Annotated in this window: 18 protein-coding genes; 6 read left to right on the plus strand and 12 right to left on the minus strand. The window is 44.8% G+C overall.

What is annotated here, in order from left to right:
• Positions 1 to 70: 70 nt before the first annotated feature.
• The 4 genes from ACLSSO_RS03345 to ACLSSO_RS03360 all read right to left on the minus strand — a co-directional run bounded on the left by ACLSSO_RS03345 (position 71) and on the right by ACLSSO_RS03360 (position 3,698).
• On the minus strand, positions 71 to 538 hold the full coding sequence (locus tag ACLSSO_RS03345; protein WP_413944056.1) for an actin-binding protein: 468 nt from the start codon (positions 536 to 538) through the stop codon (positions 71 to 73).
• Between the two features lie 64 nt (positions 539 to 602).
• The gene (locus ACLSSO_RS03350; protein ID WP_413944057.1) at positions 603 to 926 is read right to left on the minus strand and encodes a DUF4286 family protein; all 324 of its coding nucleotides are present in this window, start codon (positions 924 to 926) and stop codon (positions 603 to 605) included.
• An 8-nt stretch (positions 927 to 934) separates the two neighbouring features.
• Positions 935 to 2,272, minus strand: coding sequence for a TldD/PmbA family protein (locus ACLSSO_RS03355; protein WP_413944058.1), 1,338 nt, complete (start codon positions 2,270 to 2,272; stop codon positions 935 to 937).
• A gap of 1 nt (position 2,273) precedes the next feature.
• A complete protein-coding gene (locus ACLSSO_RS03360) occupies positions 2,274 to 3,698 on the minus strand; it encodes a TldD/PmbA family protein (RefSeq protein WP_413944059.1) in 1,425 nt (474 codons plus the stop codon).
• Between the two features lie 218 nt (positions 3,699 to 3,916).
• Here ACLSSO_RS03360 and ACLSSO_RS03365 point away from each other — a divergent pair, with 218 nt between their 5' ends.
• Positions 3,917 to 4,156 (plus strand): hypothetical protein, encoded by a 240-nt coding sequence (locus ACLSSO_RS03365; RefSeq protein ID WP_413944060.1) that lies wholly within the window; start codon positions 3,917 to 3,919, stop codon positions 4,154 to 4,156.
• A 12-nt stretch (positions 4,157 to 4,168) separates the two neighbouring features.
• Complete coding sequence (gene epmA / locus ACLSSO_RS03370; RefSeq protein ID WP_413944061.1) at positions 4,169 to 5,380, plus strand: EF-P lysine aminoacylase EpmA; 1,212 nt, start codon at positions 4,169 to 4,171, stop codon at positions 5,378 to 5,380.
• A gap of 14 nt (positions 5,381 to 5,394) precedes the next feature.
• Here epmA and ACLSSO_RS03375 read toward each other — a convergent pair whose 3' ends face one another.
• Positions 5,395 to 5,991 carry a hypothetical protein gene (locus ACLSSO_RS03375; RefSeq protein ID WP_413944062.1) on the minus strand — a complete coding sequence of 199 codons (597 nt, stop codon included), beginning with the start codon at positions 5,989 to 5,991 and terminating at the stop codon, positions 5,395 to 5,397.
• 251 nt (positions 5,992 to 6,242) lie between these two features.
• Between ACLSSO_RS03375 and ACLSSO_RS03380 the strand changes: the two genes are divergently transcribed.
• A complete protein-coding gene (locus tag ACLSSO_RS03380) occupies positions 6,243 to 6,542 on the plus strand; it encodes a hypothetical protein (protein ID WP_413944063.1) in 300 nt (99 codons plus the stop codon).
• A 47-nt stretch (positions 6,543 to 6,589) separates the two neighbouring features.
• On the opposite strand, the gene ACLSSO_RS03385 is transcribed toward ACLSSO_RS03380, so the two are convergent.
• From ACLSSO_RS03385 to ACLSSO_RS03410, 6 genes are all read right to left on the minus strand, one after another.
• Positions 6,590 to 6,883, minus strand: a complete 294-nt coding sequence (locus ACLSSO_RS03385; protein ID WP_295905738.1) for an HU family DNA-binding protein — start codon at positions 6,881 to 6,883, stop codon at positions 6,590 to 6,592.
• A 101-nt stretch (positions 6,884 to 6,984) separates the two neighbouring features.
• Complete coding sequence (locus ACLSSO_RS03390; protein ID WP_413944064.1) at positions 6,985 to 8,244, minus strand: glycosyltransferase family 4 protein; 1,260 nt, start codon at positions 8,242 to 8,244, stop codon at positions 6,985 to 6,987.
• Between the two features lie 45 nt (positions 8,245 to 8,289).
• Positions 8,290 to 9,408: a glycosyltransferase gene (locus tag ACLSSO_RS03395; RefSeq protein WP_413944065.1), complete on the minus strand. Its 1,119-nt coding sequence runs from the start codon at positions 9,406 to 9,408 to the stop codon at positions 8,290 to 8,292.
• On the minus strand, positions 9,396 to 9,857 hold the full coding sequence (gene mutT / locus ACLSSO_RS03400; protein WP_295905764.1) for an 8-oxo-dGTP diphosphatase MutT: 462 nt from the start codon (positions 9,855 to 9,857) through the stop codon (positions 9,396 to 9,398). The genes ACLSSO_RS03395 and mutT overlap by 13 nt, the downstream gene beginning before the upstream one ends.
• Positions 9,844 to 10,827, minus strand: coding sequence for a quinone-dependent dihydroorotate dehydrogenase (locus ACLSSO_RS03405; protein ID WP_295905765.1), 984 nt, complete (start codon positions 10,825 to 10,827; stop codon positions 9,844 to 9,846). Before ACLSSO_RS03405 ends, mutT begins: the two co-directional genes overlap by 14 nt.
• Entirely contained in the window at positions 10,827 to 12,101 is a 1,275-nt protein-coding gene (locus ACLSSO_RS03410; RefSeq protein WP_295905766.1) for a Glu/Leu/Phe/Val family dehydrogenase, read from the minus strand. The genes ACLSSO_RS03405 and ACLSSO_RS03410 overlap by 1 nt, the downstream gene beginning before the upstream one ends.
• Positions 12,102 to 12,402: 301 nt before the next feature.
• Here ACLSSO_RS03410 and ACLSSO_RS03415 point away from each other — a divergent pair, with 301 nt between their 5' ends.
• Together ACLSSO_RS03415 and ACLSSO_RS03420 are read left to right on the plus strand one after the other, a co-directional pair.
• Complete coding sequence (locus tag ACLSSO_RS03415) at positions 12,403 to 13,920, plus strand: hypothetical protein (RefSeq protein WP_413944066.1); 1,518 nt, start codon at positions 12,403 to 12,405, stop codon at positions 13,918 to 13,920.
• The gene (locus ACLSSO_RS03420; protein WP_413944067.1) at positions 13,902 to 14,813 is read left to right on the plus strand and encodes a MipA/OmpV family protein; all 912 of its coding nucleotides are present in this window, start codon (positions 13,902 to 13,904) and stop codon (positions 14,811 to 14,813) included. The genes ACLSSO_RS03415 and ACLSSO_RS03420 overlap by 19 nt, the downstream gene beginning before the upstream one ends.
• 29 nt (positions 14,814 to 14,842) lie before the next feature.
• Here ACLSSO_RS03420 and ACLSSO_RS03425 read toward each other — a convergent pair whose 3' ends face one another.
• Positions 14,843 to 15,718: an alpha-ketoglutarate-dependent dioxygenase AlkB gene (locus ACLSSO_RS03425; protein WP_413944068.1), complete on the minus strand. Its 876-nt coding sequence runs from the start codon at positions 15,716 to 15,718 to the stop codon at positions 14,843 to 14,845.
• A gap of 150 nt (positions 15,719 to 15,868) precedes the next feature.
• Between ACLSSO_RS03425 and rfaE1 the strand changes: the two genes are divergently transcribed.
• Entirely contained in the window at positions 15,869 to 16,939 is a 1,071-nt protein-coding gene (rfaE1, locus tag ACLSSO_RS03430) for a D-glycero-beta-D-manno-heptose-7-phosphate kinase (RefSeq protein ID WP_413944069.1), read from the plus strand.
• Positions 16,940 to 16,981 lie beyond the last annotated feature (42 nt).

Here is a 16,981-nt window from a genome sequence, read left to right on the forward strand (position 1 = left end):
AGACCAGACTTAAAATAAAAAAGGAAGGTGAGTGACACCTTCCTTTTTTATTTCAAACTACAAAGAAGTTTTAAGCTTTTTTAGTCGCTTTCTTTGTTGTCTTACGCGCTACTTTTTTCGTAGCTGCTTTTTTAGTCGTCGCCGTTTTTGCTTTGGCAGATGCTTTCTTCGCAGAAGTCTTCTTCATCGTTTTCTTGAAAAGAGTTTTTTCAAGTTTCGCCTTTTGCGCGATCGCTTTCTTTTTGTAAGCCGCGATGTTTTTTTCCAAACCATCAGCAGATTTTTTGATTTTAGCGATCGTGCTGTTCACTTCTTTTTCAAGTTTCGCTTCAGAAGTGCCAAGAACTTTCACGATCTCTTGGTATTTCTTCCAAGCAAGTTCGATCTTTTCATCTTTTTGCTGATCGAAACGGTCTTTCAACTCAGACTCTTTTTTCTTAATTTCATCGTTGAGTTTTTGGAAGCTTTCAAGAAGGTTTTGAACACCTTTTGCTCCAGAGATATTTTCCAAAATTTTTTGAAATGCTGCTGTAGCCATCACAGCCTCCTTTGTTTACAGAGATACCATACACTGAAAGGGCCCCTAAATGAAGCCCCTGTCTTTATTTTGACTCAAACTTAATAGTTTCAAGCCAAACTTCGCGTTGAGCCGAGAACTGGCCCGGGAATTTCTCAAGGCCTTTTTCGCGCAATTTCATCGCGTATTCAGTCATGTAGAGCTTCATGTGCTCTTCATCTTTGAGTTTATAGATGATTTTAACGTCTTTACTCGAGGCCTCGAGGCTCCCACCCTTACGCAAGCACAACTCCGCACCTAAGAATCCCGGGCAAGCGAGCATTTCTTTGATGTGTTCAGTTTTAAGCCATTCGACGTACTCAGCATAAGCCTCGTGTCGAACCATCAAGTGGACCATATACGTAACCATGGGACTCCCTAAAGCGTGAATTTGAAGTCCTTGATTAGCATACCGGGAACCTTTTTTCCACCGAAAGCGCGGCTTTCATAGGTAGAAACCATCGGGTCGACCTCTTGAAAGTCCGTTACCGCCAAAAGATTTTCGCCAAGGCAGTCGTAAAGGCTCTCATCGAAACGCAAATCCGCGATGGGAGCGACAATTTCGCCGTTTTCCACCCAGAAACACGCATAACGAGTCATCCCGGTAATACGAGCATTCATACGGTCTGACCAGTTCAGATAGTGAAGATTTGACAGGTAAAGACCCGTGCCGAGTTCCTTCAAAATGTCTTCGCGCTTAAGGCCGCCCGGCAAAATCTCCATCGCACGAGGATATTCACCGACATCCGCTGCATTTCCTTGAACGCCGTATTCTTTGGCAGAGCGGGAACTCGTCAGGAAATTCTTAAGCTCGCCGTGAGAAATCAAATCCATTGTCTCAGGAGCCAATTCGCCCAAAGAATTAAAACGGTGAGTAAGGCCCATGCCGTAGTTTTCACGCAAAGAAAACTTCTGCGACAAAGTTTTTTCTTTATCGGCGAGTTTCTGCATAGAGCTTCCACCTTGCTTGTAACCATTAAAGCTCAAAGAACCCCAAGAAAACATCGAAGCCATTTCAGCAACAGCTCCCGGAGCCAAGTAAGTGCGATAAGCACCCGGCTTCAAGGTCATCTTTGGACGCTCCATCAAGCGCAATTGATTTTTACTTTGTGCCAAGTTTGCATCGAAATCTTTTTGATTCCAAGCTGTGCCCGCATAGATCGACTTCACGGCTTTTTCACCCAAATAAAGTGAATAATCCATAAAGAAGTTTTCTGTCGCAAACCAGTGACTTTGACCTTTGGAGTTTTTATTTCCCGTCAAAAGAGGACCACCACAATAAAGTCCCGCAAGGTCGGTTCCTTGTGCTGGAACCGTGATTGCAGCAATGACTTTTTCATCTGCCAGCAAGTCACCTTTGAAAGTGTTATCGCTTGTGCCGTTGTTTGTAAGTGCCACTTGATAAGGATCTTCCGGCAAAAGATCACACTCTTTACGAGCCTGCTCAAGCCAATGATCGGCACGTTTTTTATCTTCGTCGGCTTGGCCGGTGATAGAAAAACTTAGGTTCGCGGTCTTGCCATTTTTTTGTAAAGTCAGACCCAAAGTTCTTTGTTCAACATGCGTGTTCTGACGAACTTTGTTGCCGTTAAAGCGCACGAACAAAGATTCTTCGGCATTCAAATTAATATTAGCATCTTCGCCGTTTTTTAAATTTCCCAGCAAGTGATCGGCGACAGCGTTAAAAGCTGTTTTCATATTCTCAGTAAAATTCATACTACGCTCCAAAAACTTCGACGTTGCCGAAGAGACAGTAAGGAGTTGTGTGACCCACACGGATCACTTGGTTCGGTTCACCTTTTCCGCAGAATGGAGAGCCGTACGTTTCACGATTTGCACTCACAGCTTTCAAACTATTCCAGAACTTCACAGTCGTGCCGCGATAGTTTGGATTTTTCAAAGTCTTCGTAAGTTTTCCATTTTCGATTAATTTTGCGTATTCACAACCAAATTGGAATTTGTTGCGATAATCATCGATCGACCAAGATTTGTTCGCCATCATGAAAACACCGCGCTCAACAGAAGCGATCATGTCTTCGAATTTTGTAGAACCCGCTTCCAAGTTGATATTCGCCATGCGATCAATCGGAGCACGATTCCAAGAAGCTGAACGGAAGTTCGCCACCCCTGGAAGATTCAAACGAGATTGAGATTCCAAACCGCCAAGACCGCGCACCAAAACGCCGTCTTTGATCAAAAATTCCTTTGTGGCTTTGTATCCGGAATCATCAAAGGCGTAAGAGGCCATCGCATCAGAGATCGTTGGATCAAACGTCACGTTCATGAGTTTGGAGCCGTATTGCAATTTTCCAAAATCATCAGGTTTTACGAAACTCCAACCTGCGTAATTGCGCTCATCACCCAAAATACGATCGTACTCAAGCGGATGACCAATGGACTCATGCACTTGCAAAGTCATTTGGTCAGGGGCCAGCAATAAATCCATCGCCGTGTCAGGGCAGTTTTCAGCGCCCAACAATTCAACGGCTTCCTCTGCGATTCTTTTAGCACGTTCTAAAATGGAAGCACGGTTGAAAACCTCAGCTCCGATTTGCAAACAGCGAGCAAGACCACCATTGTCAGAACGAGTTTGTGTTTCTCCACCTGCTCCGGCTGTTGCAGAAAAGTCCGTGCTCACGATCGAAAAGTTTTGATGAACCTCAGAACCCGAAGAACTCGCAGATTGGAATTCTGTTTCCACGATCATCGTGTTTGCGGCACGATTCATAATTTTATCGGAAACTTTCATGGCGCGAGTGGCGTCCACGAAAATATCGGTAATTTCTTTTGCCGAAAAAGAATCCAGCGGTTTCACCACAGGAGATTTGTAAGAACCCTTCGCCGTTGGACGTTGAGCCAGAGAAAACTCGTGGACTTTTTGAGAGGACGCAGCTTTCGCCATCGTCACCGCTTTGCCTAGAGCTCTTTTGATACCGCCTTCACTCAAATCCGTTGTTCCAGCAAATCCGAAATGGCCGTTTACCAAAACTTCAACCATGATTCCTTGATCGAAAGAGACGTGATTGCGATCCGTTTTTTCATCGCGAACCATGCGCCAAGTTGTTTTTTCAGTGACGAGACGTAAATTGACCCAGTCTGCGTCGTTCCTTACCGAATTGAGGGTGCGTTGCAAATCGAGCATCTAAGGCTCCTTTCCCTAATGTAATTCAACACTTCCAATAAAGGATGCTACCTAAAAATACAACCCGGAAACGTCCAGTTGTGAAAAGTCGCATCGAGTAATACTTCGCAGGACCTCCGAGAGAGCTGGTAGCAAAACTTCTTGGCAAGCCCTTTGCTTTATATGGGATGCAGGGAGGTTCTGGTGTCATAAAGACCCAGAGTAAAAAGAGGCAGATTATGAGAATCCTTTACGCTCTACTAACAACAATGATGACCGCAATGTTAACTCACCTCGCGTCGGCTCAGGCAGCCATTCCGTCCGTGCCGTCTTGCACGATGGCGAGTGAGGGAATTTATAACGGAGCGTGGGTGAAGCACCGTATCGTTGTGAACGAAGACGTTTTGGGTGGTGCTAATGACATGGATTCGATCATCTCCCAGCTTGAAAACTTGCGCACTCAGGGACTTTGCCGCTAAAGTGGCAGAGCTTTGACTAGACAAGAATACTTATCCCAGATTTGGAAGTCCTATCCCGCGATGCCTGCTCACTCCAAGGCAGCAGGCCGCATCTATCAAATCGAAAGAGATGGGGAATCTTTAAAACTGATTCTCCAGCGCGATCAAAAAACTCACAAAATCCAATTTGAAAAAGCCCCACCGTATTCGGAATTCTTGATCGAAGGGGATTTAGTCGCCGTTGTTTCTTCAGAAGAAATTCTTTTGCTGGCTCCGCAAAAAAGATCTTTGCCTCGTCGTCAGTTTGATCCTGAGTTGTTAAAGACTTGGAATGTGTACGTACAAGGTCTTCGCGATTTCTTTACTTCTCAAGATTTTATCGAGTTAAAAACGCCGTCTTTGGTTGTCTGTCCTGGAACGGAGCCTAGTCTCGATGTCTTTTCAACAACCTTAAAAGTGGGCTCACGCACACAAAAACTTTATTTGCCGACGAGCCCCGAGCTTCACCTCAAAAAAGCTTTAGCCCTGGGAGCAGAAAAGATTTTTGAAATAGCTCCTTGTTACCGCAATGGCGAAGTCACCGAAAGACATCAGCCCGAGTTTTTGATGCTCGAATGGTACAGAGCTTTTGATAATCTTACGAGTATCAAAAAAGATGTGGAAAACCTCGTGCACACTTTGACCAAACTTCTAAAAGTACCGGGCCCACGCAGTGTGAAAAGTTATTCAATCGCGGAACTCTTTAAGTCTTACTGCGATTTTGATCTTCGCCCCGATACAACGAAAGAAGAACTCAAAAAATTAGCAGAGAAGTTGCAAGTCGATGTGCGCAGTGCCGACAGCATTGATGATTTTTTCTTTTTGATCTTCATGGAAAAAATCGAATCAAAGCTTCCGCCGGAAGATTTGATCTTTGTAGAAAAATACCCGCCTTATCAAGCGGCTTTGGCGCGTTTAACAGAGGATGGATGGGGAGACCGCTTTGAAGTCTATTGGAAGGGGCTTGAGCTTGCGAATGCTTTCCATGAACTCAATCACCCGGAAATCCAACGTCTGCGCTCAGCGGAAGACTTAGAGAAAAAGAAAGACCTTCACAAAGAAGTCGTCAGTCTTGATGAAGAATTTTTTGAGTGCTTAGAAGCAGGAATGCCACCTTCAGGCGGCATCGCTCTTGGAGTTGAGCGTCTGTTTATGGCGATGCTCGGAAAAGAGCGCATTTCAGACCTTCGTCTTTTCCCTCTGTAGCTATTTAGTGCCTCTTATTTTTTCTTTTTAAAGTTAATCCAATACAGCCAGCCTTTGCCAGTTTTTTGCCCGTGTTCCTCAATAAGCTTCATTTGATCTTCATGAACACGATCTGCGGCTTCGGGGGTAACGTAATCTCTCCAGTCGAAATAAATTTCGGGCCATTTTTTTCCACTGATAACTTCATAAAGATCGCCGTTTGTCAGATGTTCTTCCAAAAACTTAAACTTCAAAGACCAGTTTTCTTTCCAAGTTTGTTCCTCAGTTAGTTTTTTAAGCATTTCTGATTCGTATTTGGCCTTAAGATATTTCTTTAAATATTCTTCGAAGAAAAAGTTCGACGGCCTAATCCCTTGCTTCTCGCGTTCAAGATGAACAAAAGAAATAGTATAAATATAAGATGGATATAGAAATGAAATATTTAATTGTACAGGGCTGCCTGATTTTTGCAGAGTCCACTTCCAATCATCGTTTCCGGTGGACCGCAATAGCTCGTCTTTCACTTCAGTGTTCGGAATGTGTTTAATAGACACTATTTCTAGAGCGTATTTTTGAGAAAAATCCTCGATGTATTTCGAAATACTGGTGTCTGGAAACTTCATGGTGTTCATTGCTAATAATGTAGTCCCATTTTTCGATTGCAATCAACCTACATAATCTCTATTTACTCATGGTCTTTATATAGAGAAAAATACCGCTCATACCTCCTCTAGGAAGGCAAACTAAGAGAATTTCGAGAAAGACCCGCGAAATTTCTTGGCTTTATCCAGTAAAAATAACAAACAACACGATCCTAACTTTGATTCTGGGAGTTTCTTTATTAGAACCTCTGCATCTTCAATCACATATAAAGAGGTTTTCGATGAAAAAGCTTATCGTTGTATTATTGGTTCTATCAGCGGCTCCCGCTTCTTACGCTGGCAAAATGAAAGAAATTTGGTCGATGACAAACGAAAGCGTTCTAGAAACTTTGGGTTTTGATGAAGGTGTTGTCGCGATTGAAAACCACAAATTCGTACAAGTCGAAGGCGCAGATCTTGCGATTCAAACAACAGTGCGCGGTTTTTATCGTGTGAAGGGTGCAGTTCCGACTTATCAATGTGTCACTGCATTCGTTAAAACGAATGATTTTTATGACGTCATAAAAACAGAGTGCAGATAAATCGAAATTCTGGAAATAAAAAAGGGCTGTGAAAGCCCCTTCGTTTTTTAGCCTTTTTTCTCTGGCCCGTTGTTGATGTCTTCTTTGAGTTCTTTTCCGACTTTGAAGAACGGAAGTTTTTTCTCGTCGACGTTGATGATTTCACCTGTGCGAGGATTGCGTCCTTTATAAGCACCATACTGACGATTTACAAATGAACCGAAACCACGGATCTCAATACGGTCATCGCGCATCAATGCTTCCACCATAGAATCAAAAATAGTGTTCACAACGGTTTCAGCTTTTACGCGTGTGATGCCCGCTTTTTCAGAGATTAAATTAATCAAATCCGCTTTTGTCATTTCGGCAGTCCTCAAATCAAGAACATAAGCTTAAAGTATTGATAACACTCCCGATTATACAGAAGTGCGGTGGCCTGACCACCACTTTTCAATAGTTTAACTCAATGCTTCTTATACAAACCTGTGTTCAGAAGGATTTTACGGTAGGCATCAAGAGTCGCCTGGACCATTTTAGGCGTGTCAAAGAGGTCGACCACTTTTTGGCGTGCTCGGTCGCCGATCTCGTCAGCAGGCATGGTTCCTGAGAAAATTTCGACCAAAAGATTACTCATGGAGTCCACATCGGCAGGTCTTAGTAAAAACCCATCGCGACCGTCTTCAATAATATTAGCAATTGGGGACACTTCCGACCCTAAAACAACTTTCTTTTGGGCCATGGCTTCCAAAGTCGAAGGCTCAAAACCCGTACTTCTAGACCCCATGTTCACGAAGACATCACCAAGAACGATATAATCCTCAATCTCGGTGGAGGGAACAGCCCCAGTCATCACCACGCGATTTCCCAAAGCCAGATTCAATACTTGATATTCGATGTCTTTAAACTTCGGTCCATTTCCGACAACGATCAAATAACTATTCGGTTTTTTGATCGCGACTTTTTCAAAAGCCCGCAGCAAAGGCATGATCTCTTGAACTTCTGTCATATCGGTGATCGTCACCGCCACGTGGGCATTCTCGGGAATGCTTAATTTTTTACGAAGCTCTAAAGACTTTTCTTTCGGAGTTAAATCTCCCAGCTCAATTCCGTAAGGCACAGTATAAGTGTGATAATCCGGATAGAGGTAATATCTTTCAAGAATGATTCTTTGTTGAGGATTCGTAACGAAAATTCCGTCGGCTGTTGAAAGCAACTGACGATCGCCACCGTAATAAGTTGTTAAAAACTTATAAGTCGTTGCAAGAGCCGTCGTAAGCATACTTCCCAAAGTGTCTTGCTTCATCGCGAGGATCGCAAAAAGTTGCGACATTTGAGTGGCCTCAACGTCATAAGCCATGGCGACTCTCAAATCATCTTTGCGGCTGCCAATGCGATAGCCTGATTTATCGATACTGTGAACAAGATGAAAGGGATCTTCTTTATGAAGCTGGGCAAAACGCTGGCGCACGGCCATTTGAAAATTCATGTGAGCCAAGTTTTTTGCACCTTCGTGCAAATAAAAAACTCGCACGCCATCGCGAATAACTTCTGGTTTTTTTAACGGAGAAGTCGCCGCCAAAACCGTGACTTTATGTCCTTCTTTGGCAAGTCCTCGAGCGATCGGCCACAAAAAACCATGATCTGTCGCGCGACTTAAAATCGGAAAGCGATGCGAAGTCAGACAGATGTTTAAAGTCTCAGGAAGACGGGATCTTTTGGCCATTTACACCTCTGGGTGCAGTCCAGTTCCACATCCTGCGCCCAGCGCTTATCTTAGATGATTCAAAGCCTTGTTGTACAGACGATTGAGTTCATTCAAAGACGAATCAATCAAATGGCGGTCTTGAGCCAGTTGCTCAGATAAAGACTCGGGAAGTTTCAAATGAGGTTTGGCCAAAAGTTTAACCAAGTCTTTTTGCAAATGATGGTGATTAAGCACCCAGCAATTCACGGTGTTTTTCCAAAGATCCGAGTGCACGCTGGTTTGTTTTGAATCCAAAATCAAAACAGCCTGGCATTGGATGGCACGCATATAGTATTCGGTCATCTCCACCGGGCTTAAATTTTGGCCCGCGAGCATGAAAGCAGTACTTTTCTCTAGGAGGACTTTGCTTAAATGCGACGGCAAATCGCCAGTGACAGTCCAGTGATGACCGCATTGGAACTCTTCCATCCAGGCGGCAAATCTTTTACGGTCTCGCAATGACCAGTGAGAATAAGATCCCCACAAAACCACCTTGTACTTTTGCGCCATCGTGCGAATGCGGATAAAGCTGTCAGATTCCGGATTGAATTTATTTTCTCTAAATGGAATGACGACGTAAGGACCCTCCGTCAGAAGATTCATCAACTGATCTTCTTCTTGGTCGCTATAGGCACTGACTTTTTTATTTTCGTTTTTAAGATCCAAAACCGGCGGTAAAATTCCGCGGCCTTGGCGAGTGGATCTGACATCCAAACCGCGAAGCTGTCCTAAAGCTTCCACTGTCGGACAAGTGATGATGTCACTTTCTTCAATCAAATAACGAACCGGATTACGACGAGTCAGTCCATGACGGATATCTAAAAGAGATGTCGTGAGCACACACGTCGGATGAGATTTCGCAAATGTCGATAGAAGCATTTGTGCGGCATTCATTCTGTCTTCATCTAAAACAAGATGCAGAATTTGCGGTTGCAGACCAAAAAGACCGGGAATAATGCGCAGACCTTCAAGAAGACTCCAGCGCTTGAAATATCCCATGAACTCAATGCCATTCGTATCGTGTTCGGGATTTTCGCCGTGACTGGTAAGGAGAACTACTTCGTGCTGCTGGGACTTTAAAGCTTGCGCCAGCTGCCACGAGGTTGCGTTCACATGTTTACTCACCAGGATTATTTTCGCCATTCAAGTCCTAAGGCTTTATAAATCTTATGCAGAATTTTGCGATTGGCCTCAGGGATGTTTCGGTGCTTCAACTCTTCGGGGTGAATCCACTCAAGCATCATGTGGTGCTTGGCCCGAGGCTCGCCCTTCCAGTATAGGATTTCATAAAATAATATGAGAATCCCTACATCTCCGTAAGAATGTGTACAAGCAAGTTTGAGTTCGCCCACTTCCGCTTCAATGCCCAATTCTTCGTTGAGCTCGCGCGCTAAGGCTTCTTCAGGTGTTTCACCTGTCTCAATTTTGCCTCCAGGAAATTCCCATTGGCCCGCAAGAGAATTGTTTTCAGGGCGTTGACCGACTAGGATTTTACCATCTTTGCGCAAAAAGCCAGCGACCACAGGAATCCAATGTCCTTTGCGGATTTTAGATTTTTTAGGTTTTGTCGCCACTGCGCTATCGTCCGTCATTATACCTTCTTGCCACGTCATGGAAAAAACTCGGTCCATGGAACACAAGTGCAGAATAAATTTGAACAAGATCTGCGCCCATTTGCAATCTTTCAAAGACATCTTCTGGAGTTAGTACGCCACCAACGCTGACCAAAAGCAGACCCTCGCGTTTTTTGCCTAAGCTTTCGACAGCCACCTTCAATGCGCGCTGCGAAAGTTCCTTTAAAGGAGCTCCAGAAAGACCACCTTCCGAAGGGAAATGACAGCCCGGCGGACGAGACAATGTTGTGTTTGTTAGCACGAAGCCATCAACACCCAACTCTTGGCAGTGCAAAACAGTTTCTGCCAAAGCTTCATCTCCCATATCTGGAGAGAGTTTCACAAGAACAGGAGTCGGTTCGTAATGGGAAACACGGTCCACAATCGGAGCAATCAAATCACGCAGATTTTCTTTGTTCTGAAGATCTCTGAGGCCTTTTGTATTCGGGCTAGAGATGTTCACAACAAAAGCATCAGCAAACGGACGGAATTTATCCACCAATGTTAGATAATCCTGAACCGCTTGATTGTTGGGAGTGTAACGATTTTTTCCGATGTTCACGAAAATCGGTGTGCGGTAGTTCGGAGCATAGAACGCCAGATTGTAAAACGTCTCATCCGCTCCATGGCTTGGAAATCCCATCTTATTCCACATCGCCTGAAGTTTCAGATCACGGTCCATGATCTTTCCAGGATTCGGAGCTTGCGGAAGAGGAGTCACAGTTCCGACTTCAACAAAGCCGCAACCTAGAGCCCACCAGTCTTTTAAATTTTCAGCGTTTTTATCAACTCCACCGGCAATTCCCAATGGATTCGCAAAATACAGATCGCGCCAGGTAAAACTTTTCCAATGCGGAGTTTTTCTGCCGTGAAGAAGAGAGTAGATCGGTAAGGCCAGTGAGCTCAGATCGTGAGCCCACTGGGGTGGTAAAGCTAACCAAGGACGCATTATCTTGGATACAATCCTCTGAGAAGCATCGCTTTCTCAAGGCGTTGAACAGAAACCGCCATCGCAGCAGATCTCATGTCGACGTTTTTCTCTTTAGAAAGAGCGTAACCTTTATCGAAGGCTTTGGTGATAATACCTTTCAAACGGTTGTTCACTTCATCTTCGTCCCAGAAGAACGATGTGATGTCTTGAACCCATTCAAAGTAAGACACGATCACACCGCCGCCATTCGCAATAACGTCTGGAGCGATGAACACGCCGCGCTTTGAAAGAATTTTTGTCGCTGCATTTGTCACAGGACCATTTGCACCTTCAACGATGATTTTTGCTTGGATCTTTTCAGCGTTGTGCGTGTCGATTTGGTTTTCAAGAGCACAAGGGAAAAGAGCATCACATTTAACTTCAAGCAAATCTTCATTGCTGATTGGAGTTGCTTTTGGATAGCCCTTCAAGAATTTGTGAGCTTTCACGTATTCCATCACTTCAGGAATATCAAGTCCGTCACCATTGAAGATACCGCCAGAAACGTCAGACACCGCCACGATGCGAGCGCCACGGTCGTGAGCGAATTTCGCTGCGAAAGAACCCACGTTACCGAAACCTTGAATCGCGATCGATGAACCTTTCATGCTCATCTTGCAAACTTCAAAAGCTTTTTCAGCTACGTAAACAACGCCCAAACCTGTTGCGTGGTTACGACCCAAAGATCCACCGATCTCAACCGGTTTACCAGTTACAACACCCGGTTGTGCATAGCCGCCTTGCTCTTGAGAGTAAGTGTCCATGAACCAAGCCATTGTTTGTGGATCTGTGCCCACGTCCGGAGCTGGAATGTCTTTAGTTGGTCCTACGAAAGGAGCAATTTCAGAAGCATAACGACGAGTCAGATTTTGTTTTTCAGTGCGAGAAAGTTTTGTGGGATCAACAGTGATACCACCTTTTGCGCCACCCAAAGGAAGACCAAGAACAGAGTTTTTGAAAGTCATCAAAGCCGCAAGGCCGACAACTTCAGAAAGGTCTACGTTTTGGTGATAACGGATACCGCCCTTGTAAGGGCCGAGAGTTGGAGAGTACTGAACGCGATAGCCAGTGAAAACTTTGACGCTGTAGTCATCCATACGAACAGGGACAGATACAGTGATCGCGCGACGAGGTCTTTTTAGACGCTCAAGTACGTTAGGGTCACAGTTGATAATCTTTGCCGCTTCTTCGAGAGTTTGAATAGCGTTTCTGAACAGAGGCCCGTCATACAAGGGCTCAATCTTGTGTTCCATGATATGTGTCTCCTTAAAAATACACTGAGCAAGTCTATTGAAGTAAATACTCAATGTCACTCTGGAAAAAGGTGATGACTCAGTGGTTCTTATTGGCCACAATGGGCCTATGCTTCAGTCTTGTTTTATCACCCTTGGTCTTATTCTTGGGGGCTTTTCAGCCCTGGCAGCGACCCCTCAACGAGCTTTTATAGAGCAATTTCAAAGCTCGCGGATCAGTTTTCCCTCCGAAGAGTCTGCCATTCTGGCCGACAGCCCGGGGCGTTATCCTGAGCCTCTGAACTTCATCTTGGAAAGTGTCTTGAGTTGGATTCCTCGTGGAGAGCCTAAACTGATGAGTGCGGCCTGTTCGCCAGACACATGGCAAGAGCGCATGAAAGATCCGCGTCTCGCAGGTTCATTGCAGTTGCAAGGAGCCCTCGTTCAAAAATACTTCCAAGAGTGTCGAAGCGAATTAGAGACGGGCGACAACGGTTACTTCACAAATTTAAAAACGATGATGACGATGAAGTATGCGCCGCAAACGCATCCCTTTTTACGTCGTGTTGTTGTGAATCTTCCAGGCAATGTAAAACTCAAAGGTCTTTTGGGTTTGAAAGGCGATTTGAAGCGTCGTCCTTTGGTGATTGTTCGCTTGGGAATTTTTTCGAATGTTGAAGATTTTAAGCCTGAGCGCGCGTGGCTGATGATGCTCTTTGAACAATCGCCATTCAATGTGCTTTTGCTTGAAAACATGTCGAGTTCTGATTTTGTCGCGAACAACAATCAATTTTCATTCGGCGGTTACGACGAAGGTATTCAAAATATTTTAGTCGCACGTTTGCTAAGTGATCCGGTGGAGCCGCTATCTCAGCTCGTGGACAGTGTGCACGTTTTTGGTATCAGCTTAGGCGGTCACGGCGTTTTGTTCTCTTCGCTTTTAAATAAATACAATTCGCCAAAAAATGGAGCATTGATCAACAGCTTTACGGCTTTATGTCCCGTTGTGGATTTGAGAAAGACGATGGTGGCTTTGACTGAAGGCGGAGTGAAATCAGCTTTTGTCGATTTGTGGAGTCGTCAGCGTCTGACGGGGCTTGATAAAAAACTTCCGGCTCTTGTGACCTATGACAGTTTTGCTTTTCTTTCGAAAGCTATTTCCGAAATTGCCCGCACTTATCATGGCGGACTTTCTTATATTTCAAGTGTGCGTTTGCCGCCTGAAATGAAAGACAGCTCGGACTTCTGGGCGCTGAATGACTTTTGGAAGTACTACAAACAAGTCGAGCAGCCTGTTTTGATTTACGCAACAGAACAAGATCCAGCGGTGCCTTTCAATCTCAATTCCGAACTTATTCAGAATAAAGATTTAAAGATTGATAGCAAAAATCTGCGTGTGATTGAGCTTCCCCAAGGGGTGCATTGCACGCTGCCGGTTCCGTACGACTGGCATGCTATCACGTCTCTTTTTCAGTCTTACATTCTTTCGCACTCTCCAGGATTTAAAATGGTGGAGAGAACTTTGGACGTGGATTTAAGCGATGAAGAATGGGCCGGATTCTTTGATGCGGGTTCGCGCGTGAAGTTTGAAGTGCAAGAGCCCAGCAAGAAGTCAGGCTTTGTGACAATTGAGATGGAAGTAGAAAATGCCAAAGGCAAAGAAAAGTCGATGAACTTAAGTCTGCCGCTATCGCAATTCGATTTCCGTTTTTTAAATCCTGAATTGAGCGCGTCTGAGCAAGAAATGATCGTGCGTTGGCTGAATCAAAATCTCAAACTGCGCATTCAACCTAAAAATGGCAAGTACGCTCTTAGAGCCACATGGTCTGTCGCTCAGTAGTTAAAACTTTTCTCTTTGTGTTTTTAGTGTGTGCGGTCTCTGTTTCAGAGGCTGCCGAAGAAAGCAAGCCTTTGTGGGAGTACGGTTTCGGAGCAGGCTACGCACAGTATGCCCACTATCCGGCGGCGGATCAGTACGCTCAGCTTTTTTTACCTTTTCCGACATTCCAGTATCGCGGTGAAATTTTACGTGCGGATGACCGTGAAGGCGGTCGAGCCTATCTTTTAAAGAATGAAAAATGGTCTTTAGAGTTTTCAGGAAGTGGTTCGTTGCCTCTGGATTCTTCCGACAATCGTGCCCGTGAGGGAATGGATAATCTTCCGTTGGTTCTAGAGGCGGGTCCTCAGCTGGTTTACTCGCAAGATCATGATTGGGAATTTAAAATAGCCGTCTTTCCATCTGTTGTGATTGATGGAGCTTACGTTCGCCAAAACGGTGGAAGTCTTAATCTGCAAGCCGCCTATCGTTGGGAAAAAGAAGTGATAGGTCCTTTTGCTACCCCGCTGGGACTGAGTGGTATTTTGACTTTGAATGCGAAGGCCGCCTCTCAAGAATTTCATAAAACTTATTTTGAAGTTTCATCTAAAGACGCCACAAGCACACGCTCGCAATACGATGCCGTTGCGGGATTCCTAGACACGCAAGCAACGTATTTCCAAAGGATTTCTAAAGGCCGTTTCACTCTTTATGCGGCTGTTTCATACACGGATTATTCGCAGTCGGTGAATCGCACAAGTCCCTTACACCGTGCGGATTCTAATTTCGAATATGGCGTGGGTCTTACCTATGTTCTTGGCGAATCCAAACGCCAGTCTGTTCCTCTTGAAAACACAGAAGGTCTAATCAATAAAGCGATTCAGCATCGTAAAGAACGTCTTGAGCAGTTTCAGTAAGAGGAAAAAGGTACCAGGTACCTTTTTCCTTAAAGTTGGCTTTTAAAGAATTCTGAATGTCCCGCAAGTTTTTCCATGTAACCGCGCACGTCTTCCTGGGCTTCGGCGGGTAAATGTTTAAAAGGTACGATATGTTCATCAGGAACATAGCGGAATGTGAAGTTGATACGACGAGTTTCAAAGTTTGTGATCTCGTTCAGAGGAAAAGTATGACCTTCTTTTTTATCCACACGTTGCACGCGATGGAAAAGGTGCTTTTTAAATTTCTCTCCGCCGAAAATTTGCAAAGAACGGTCGTCGAGCCACTGTTGCAAAATCACGTTAGATCTGGATTCTGTTCCTTTGCTTGAAACGAATTGGAAAAGAGCGCGTTCACCGAAAGAAATCGAAGCCACAGGACCCGGTTCAAAATCTTTGTGTTCACCGACGCGAGCGCAATCCAGGCGTTTGCCGTCTTCCTGAATTTGATTTCCGTAATAGTTAATAAGGCACGTGTTCAAATGCCAGCCACGAGGGATGTCGCGCGGTTCAAAAGACTCGTGAACAAGGGTTTCAATTTTTTGCACAAGGTATTCTAAAATCGGTGGATAGCCTTCAGCCTTTACGCAGCGATTATAAATTCCTTTTGGCGGATGATAATAATTCAAACAAGCAAACTGCCAGTTCCCCAACCAATAAACAGGACGCAACAGGGGACGTTGCTTTTGGTTCTCGGGCGGCGGATTGTTTTTGGAGTAGCGCATCTCCCAGATAGGGTAGAGCGTGTTTAAATACTGAAGGATTTCTTCTTTTTCCCGAGGTGAAATGTAACCCTGTTTATAAACCAGACCGCGCGCGCGACCGGAAGAATTTTCCGCTCCTTTAGGAGGGAATTTGGGTTTGTAGGGTCCTTTAGGCTTAAACATAGGTGAAATGGTCTATCATAACTAAGGGCTTCTGCAAAGGTACCTGCTTCCCATCGTGTTGATTTGGTACCTTGCTTCTATCTTAGACTCGAATTCTGCGTTATCGGTATCCAAATCAACACGATGGGAAGCAGGTACCTGGTGACAGGCATGGCTGCTTCGGCTACAAATGACCCGTGGGAGGATGAAAAAATGACAACCCCTGTGAAGGCGACCGTAGGTCCTCAAGAAAAAGAACTTCTTTTAAATCAGATTCCTTTCCTTAAAGGTAAAAAAATCCTCATTATCGGAGACGTCGGTCTTGATGAATACGTCTTGGGCCAAGTTCGCCGTATCAGTCCCGAAGCTCCTGTTCCTGTTTTGGAAGTGGAAGAAGAAGACATGCGTTTGGGTCTTTCTGCCAACGTCGCGCAAAACGTGGCGAGCCTTGGTGGCGAAGCGATGCTTGTTTCTGTTGTCGGCGATGATACTGGAGCCAATCTTTTAAAAGATCTTTTTGCAAAAAATGGTGTGAGCTGGGATTACATGATCGTTGATAAGGCTCGTCCGACAACACGTAAAACACGTGTGATGGCAAAACACCATCACCTGGTTCGCGTTGACTATGAACTTCGTAAATATTTATCCGCGGAAGCTGAAGCGCGTTTGATCGAAACTGTTGAAAAGAATGTGGCTAAAGCAGACTGCGTGATTATTGAAGACTACGCAAAAGGCGTGATCTCTCGCAATGTCGTGGAAAAAGTCTCTGCGATTTGCAAAAAGCACGGAAAAAAATTAATGGTCGATCCACATCGCAATAACCCGGGTTCATTCTATGCGGGTGTTGATTTGATCAAACCGAATTATGACGAAGCGGTTGTTTTAACGGGGCTTGATTTCGATGATCTTCGCGACAATCCAAATAAAGTTGTTGAAGTAGGTCGTGCTCTGCAAAAAATCACGGGTGCTAAAGAAGTGGTTTTGACTCGCGGAAAAGACGGCATGACGATTTTCTCCGGCGATGAAATCATGGAAGTTCCAACATACGCGCGTAAAGTGTTTGATGTGACGGGCGCGGGGGACACTGTGATCGCGACCTTATCTTTGGGACTGGTTTCTGGTTTGTCTCTTGTTCACTCTTGCATGCTAGCAAACTATGCCGCGGGTGTGGTGGTTGGCAAAGTTGGATGCGTGCCTTGTGAAATTCCAGAGCTTAAAGAATACATCCAAACAGCTCATTAGAAGCTTTCAAATAACATCTGGCTCCTCACAACGCGATTGTCA

The sequence above is a fragment of the Bdellovibrio sp. HCB-162 genome, assembly GCF_047344985.1.
In the GTDB taxonomy this organism is placed as follows: Bacteria; Bdellovibrionota; Bdellovibrionia; order Bdellovibrionales; family Bdellovibrionaceae; genus Bdellovibrio.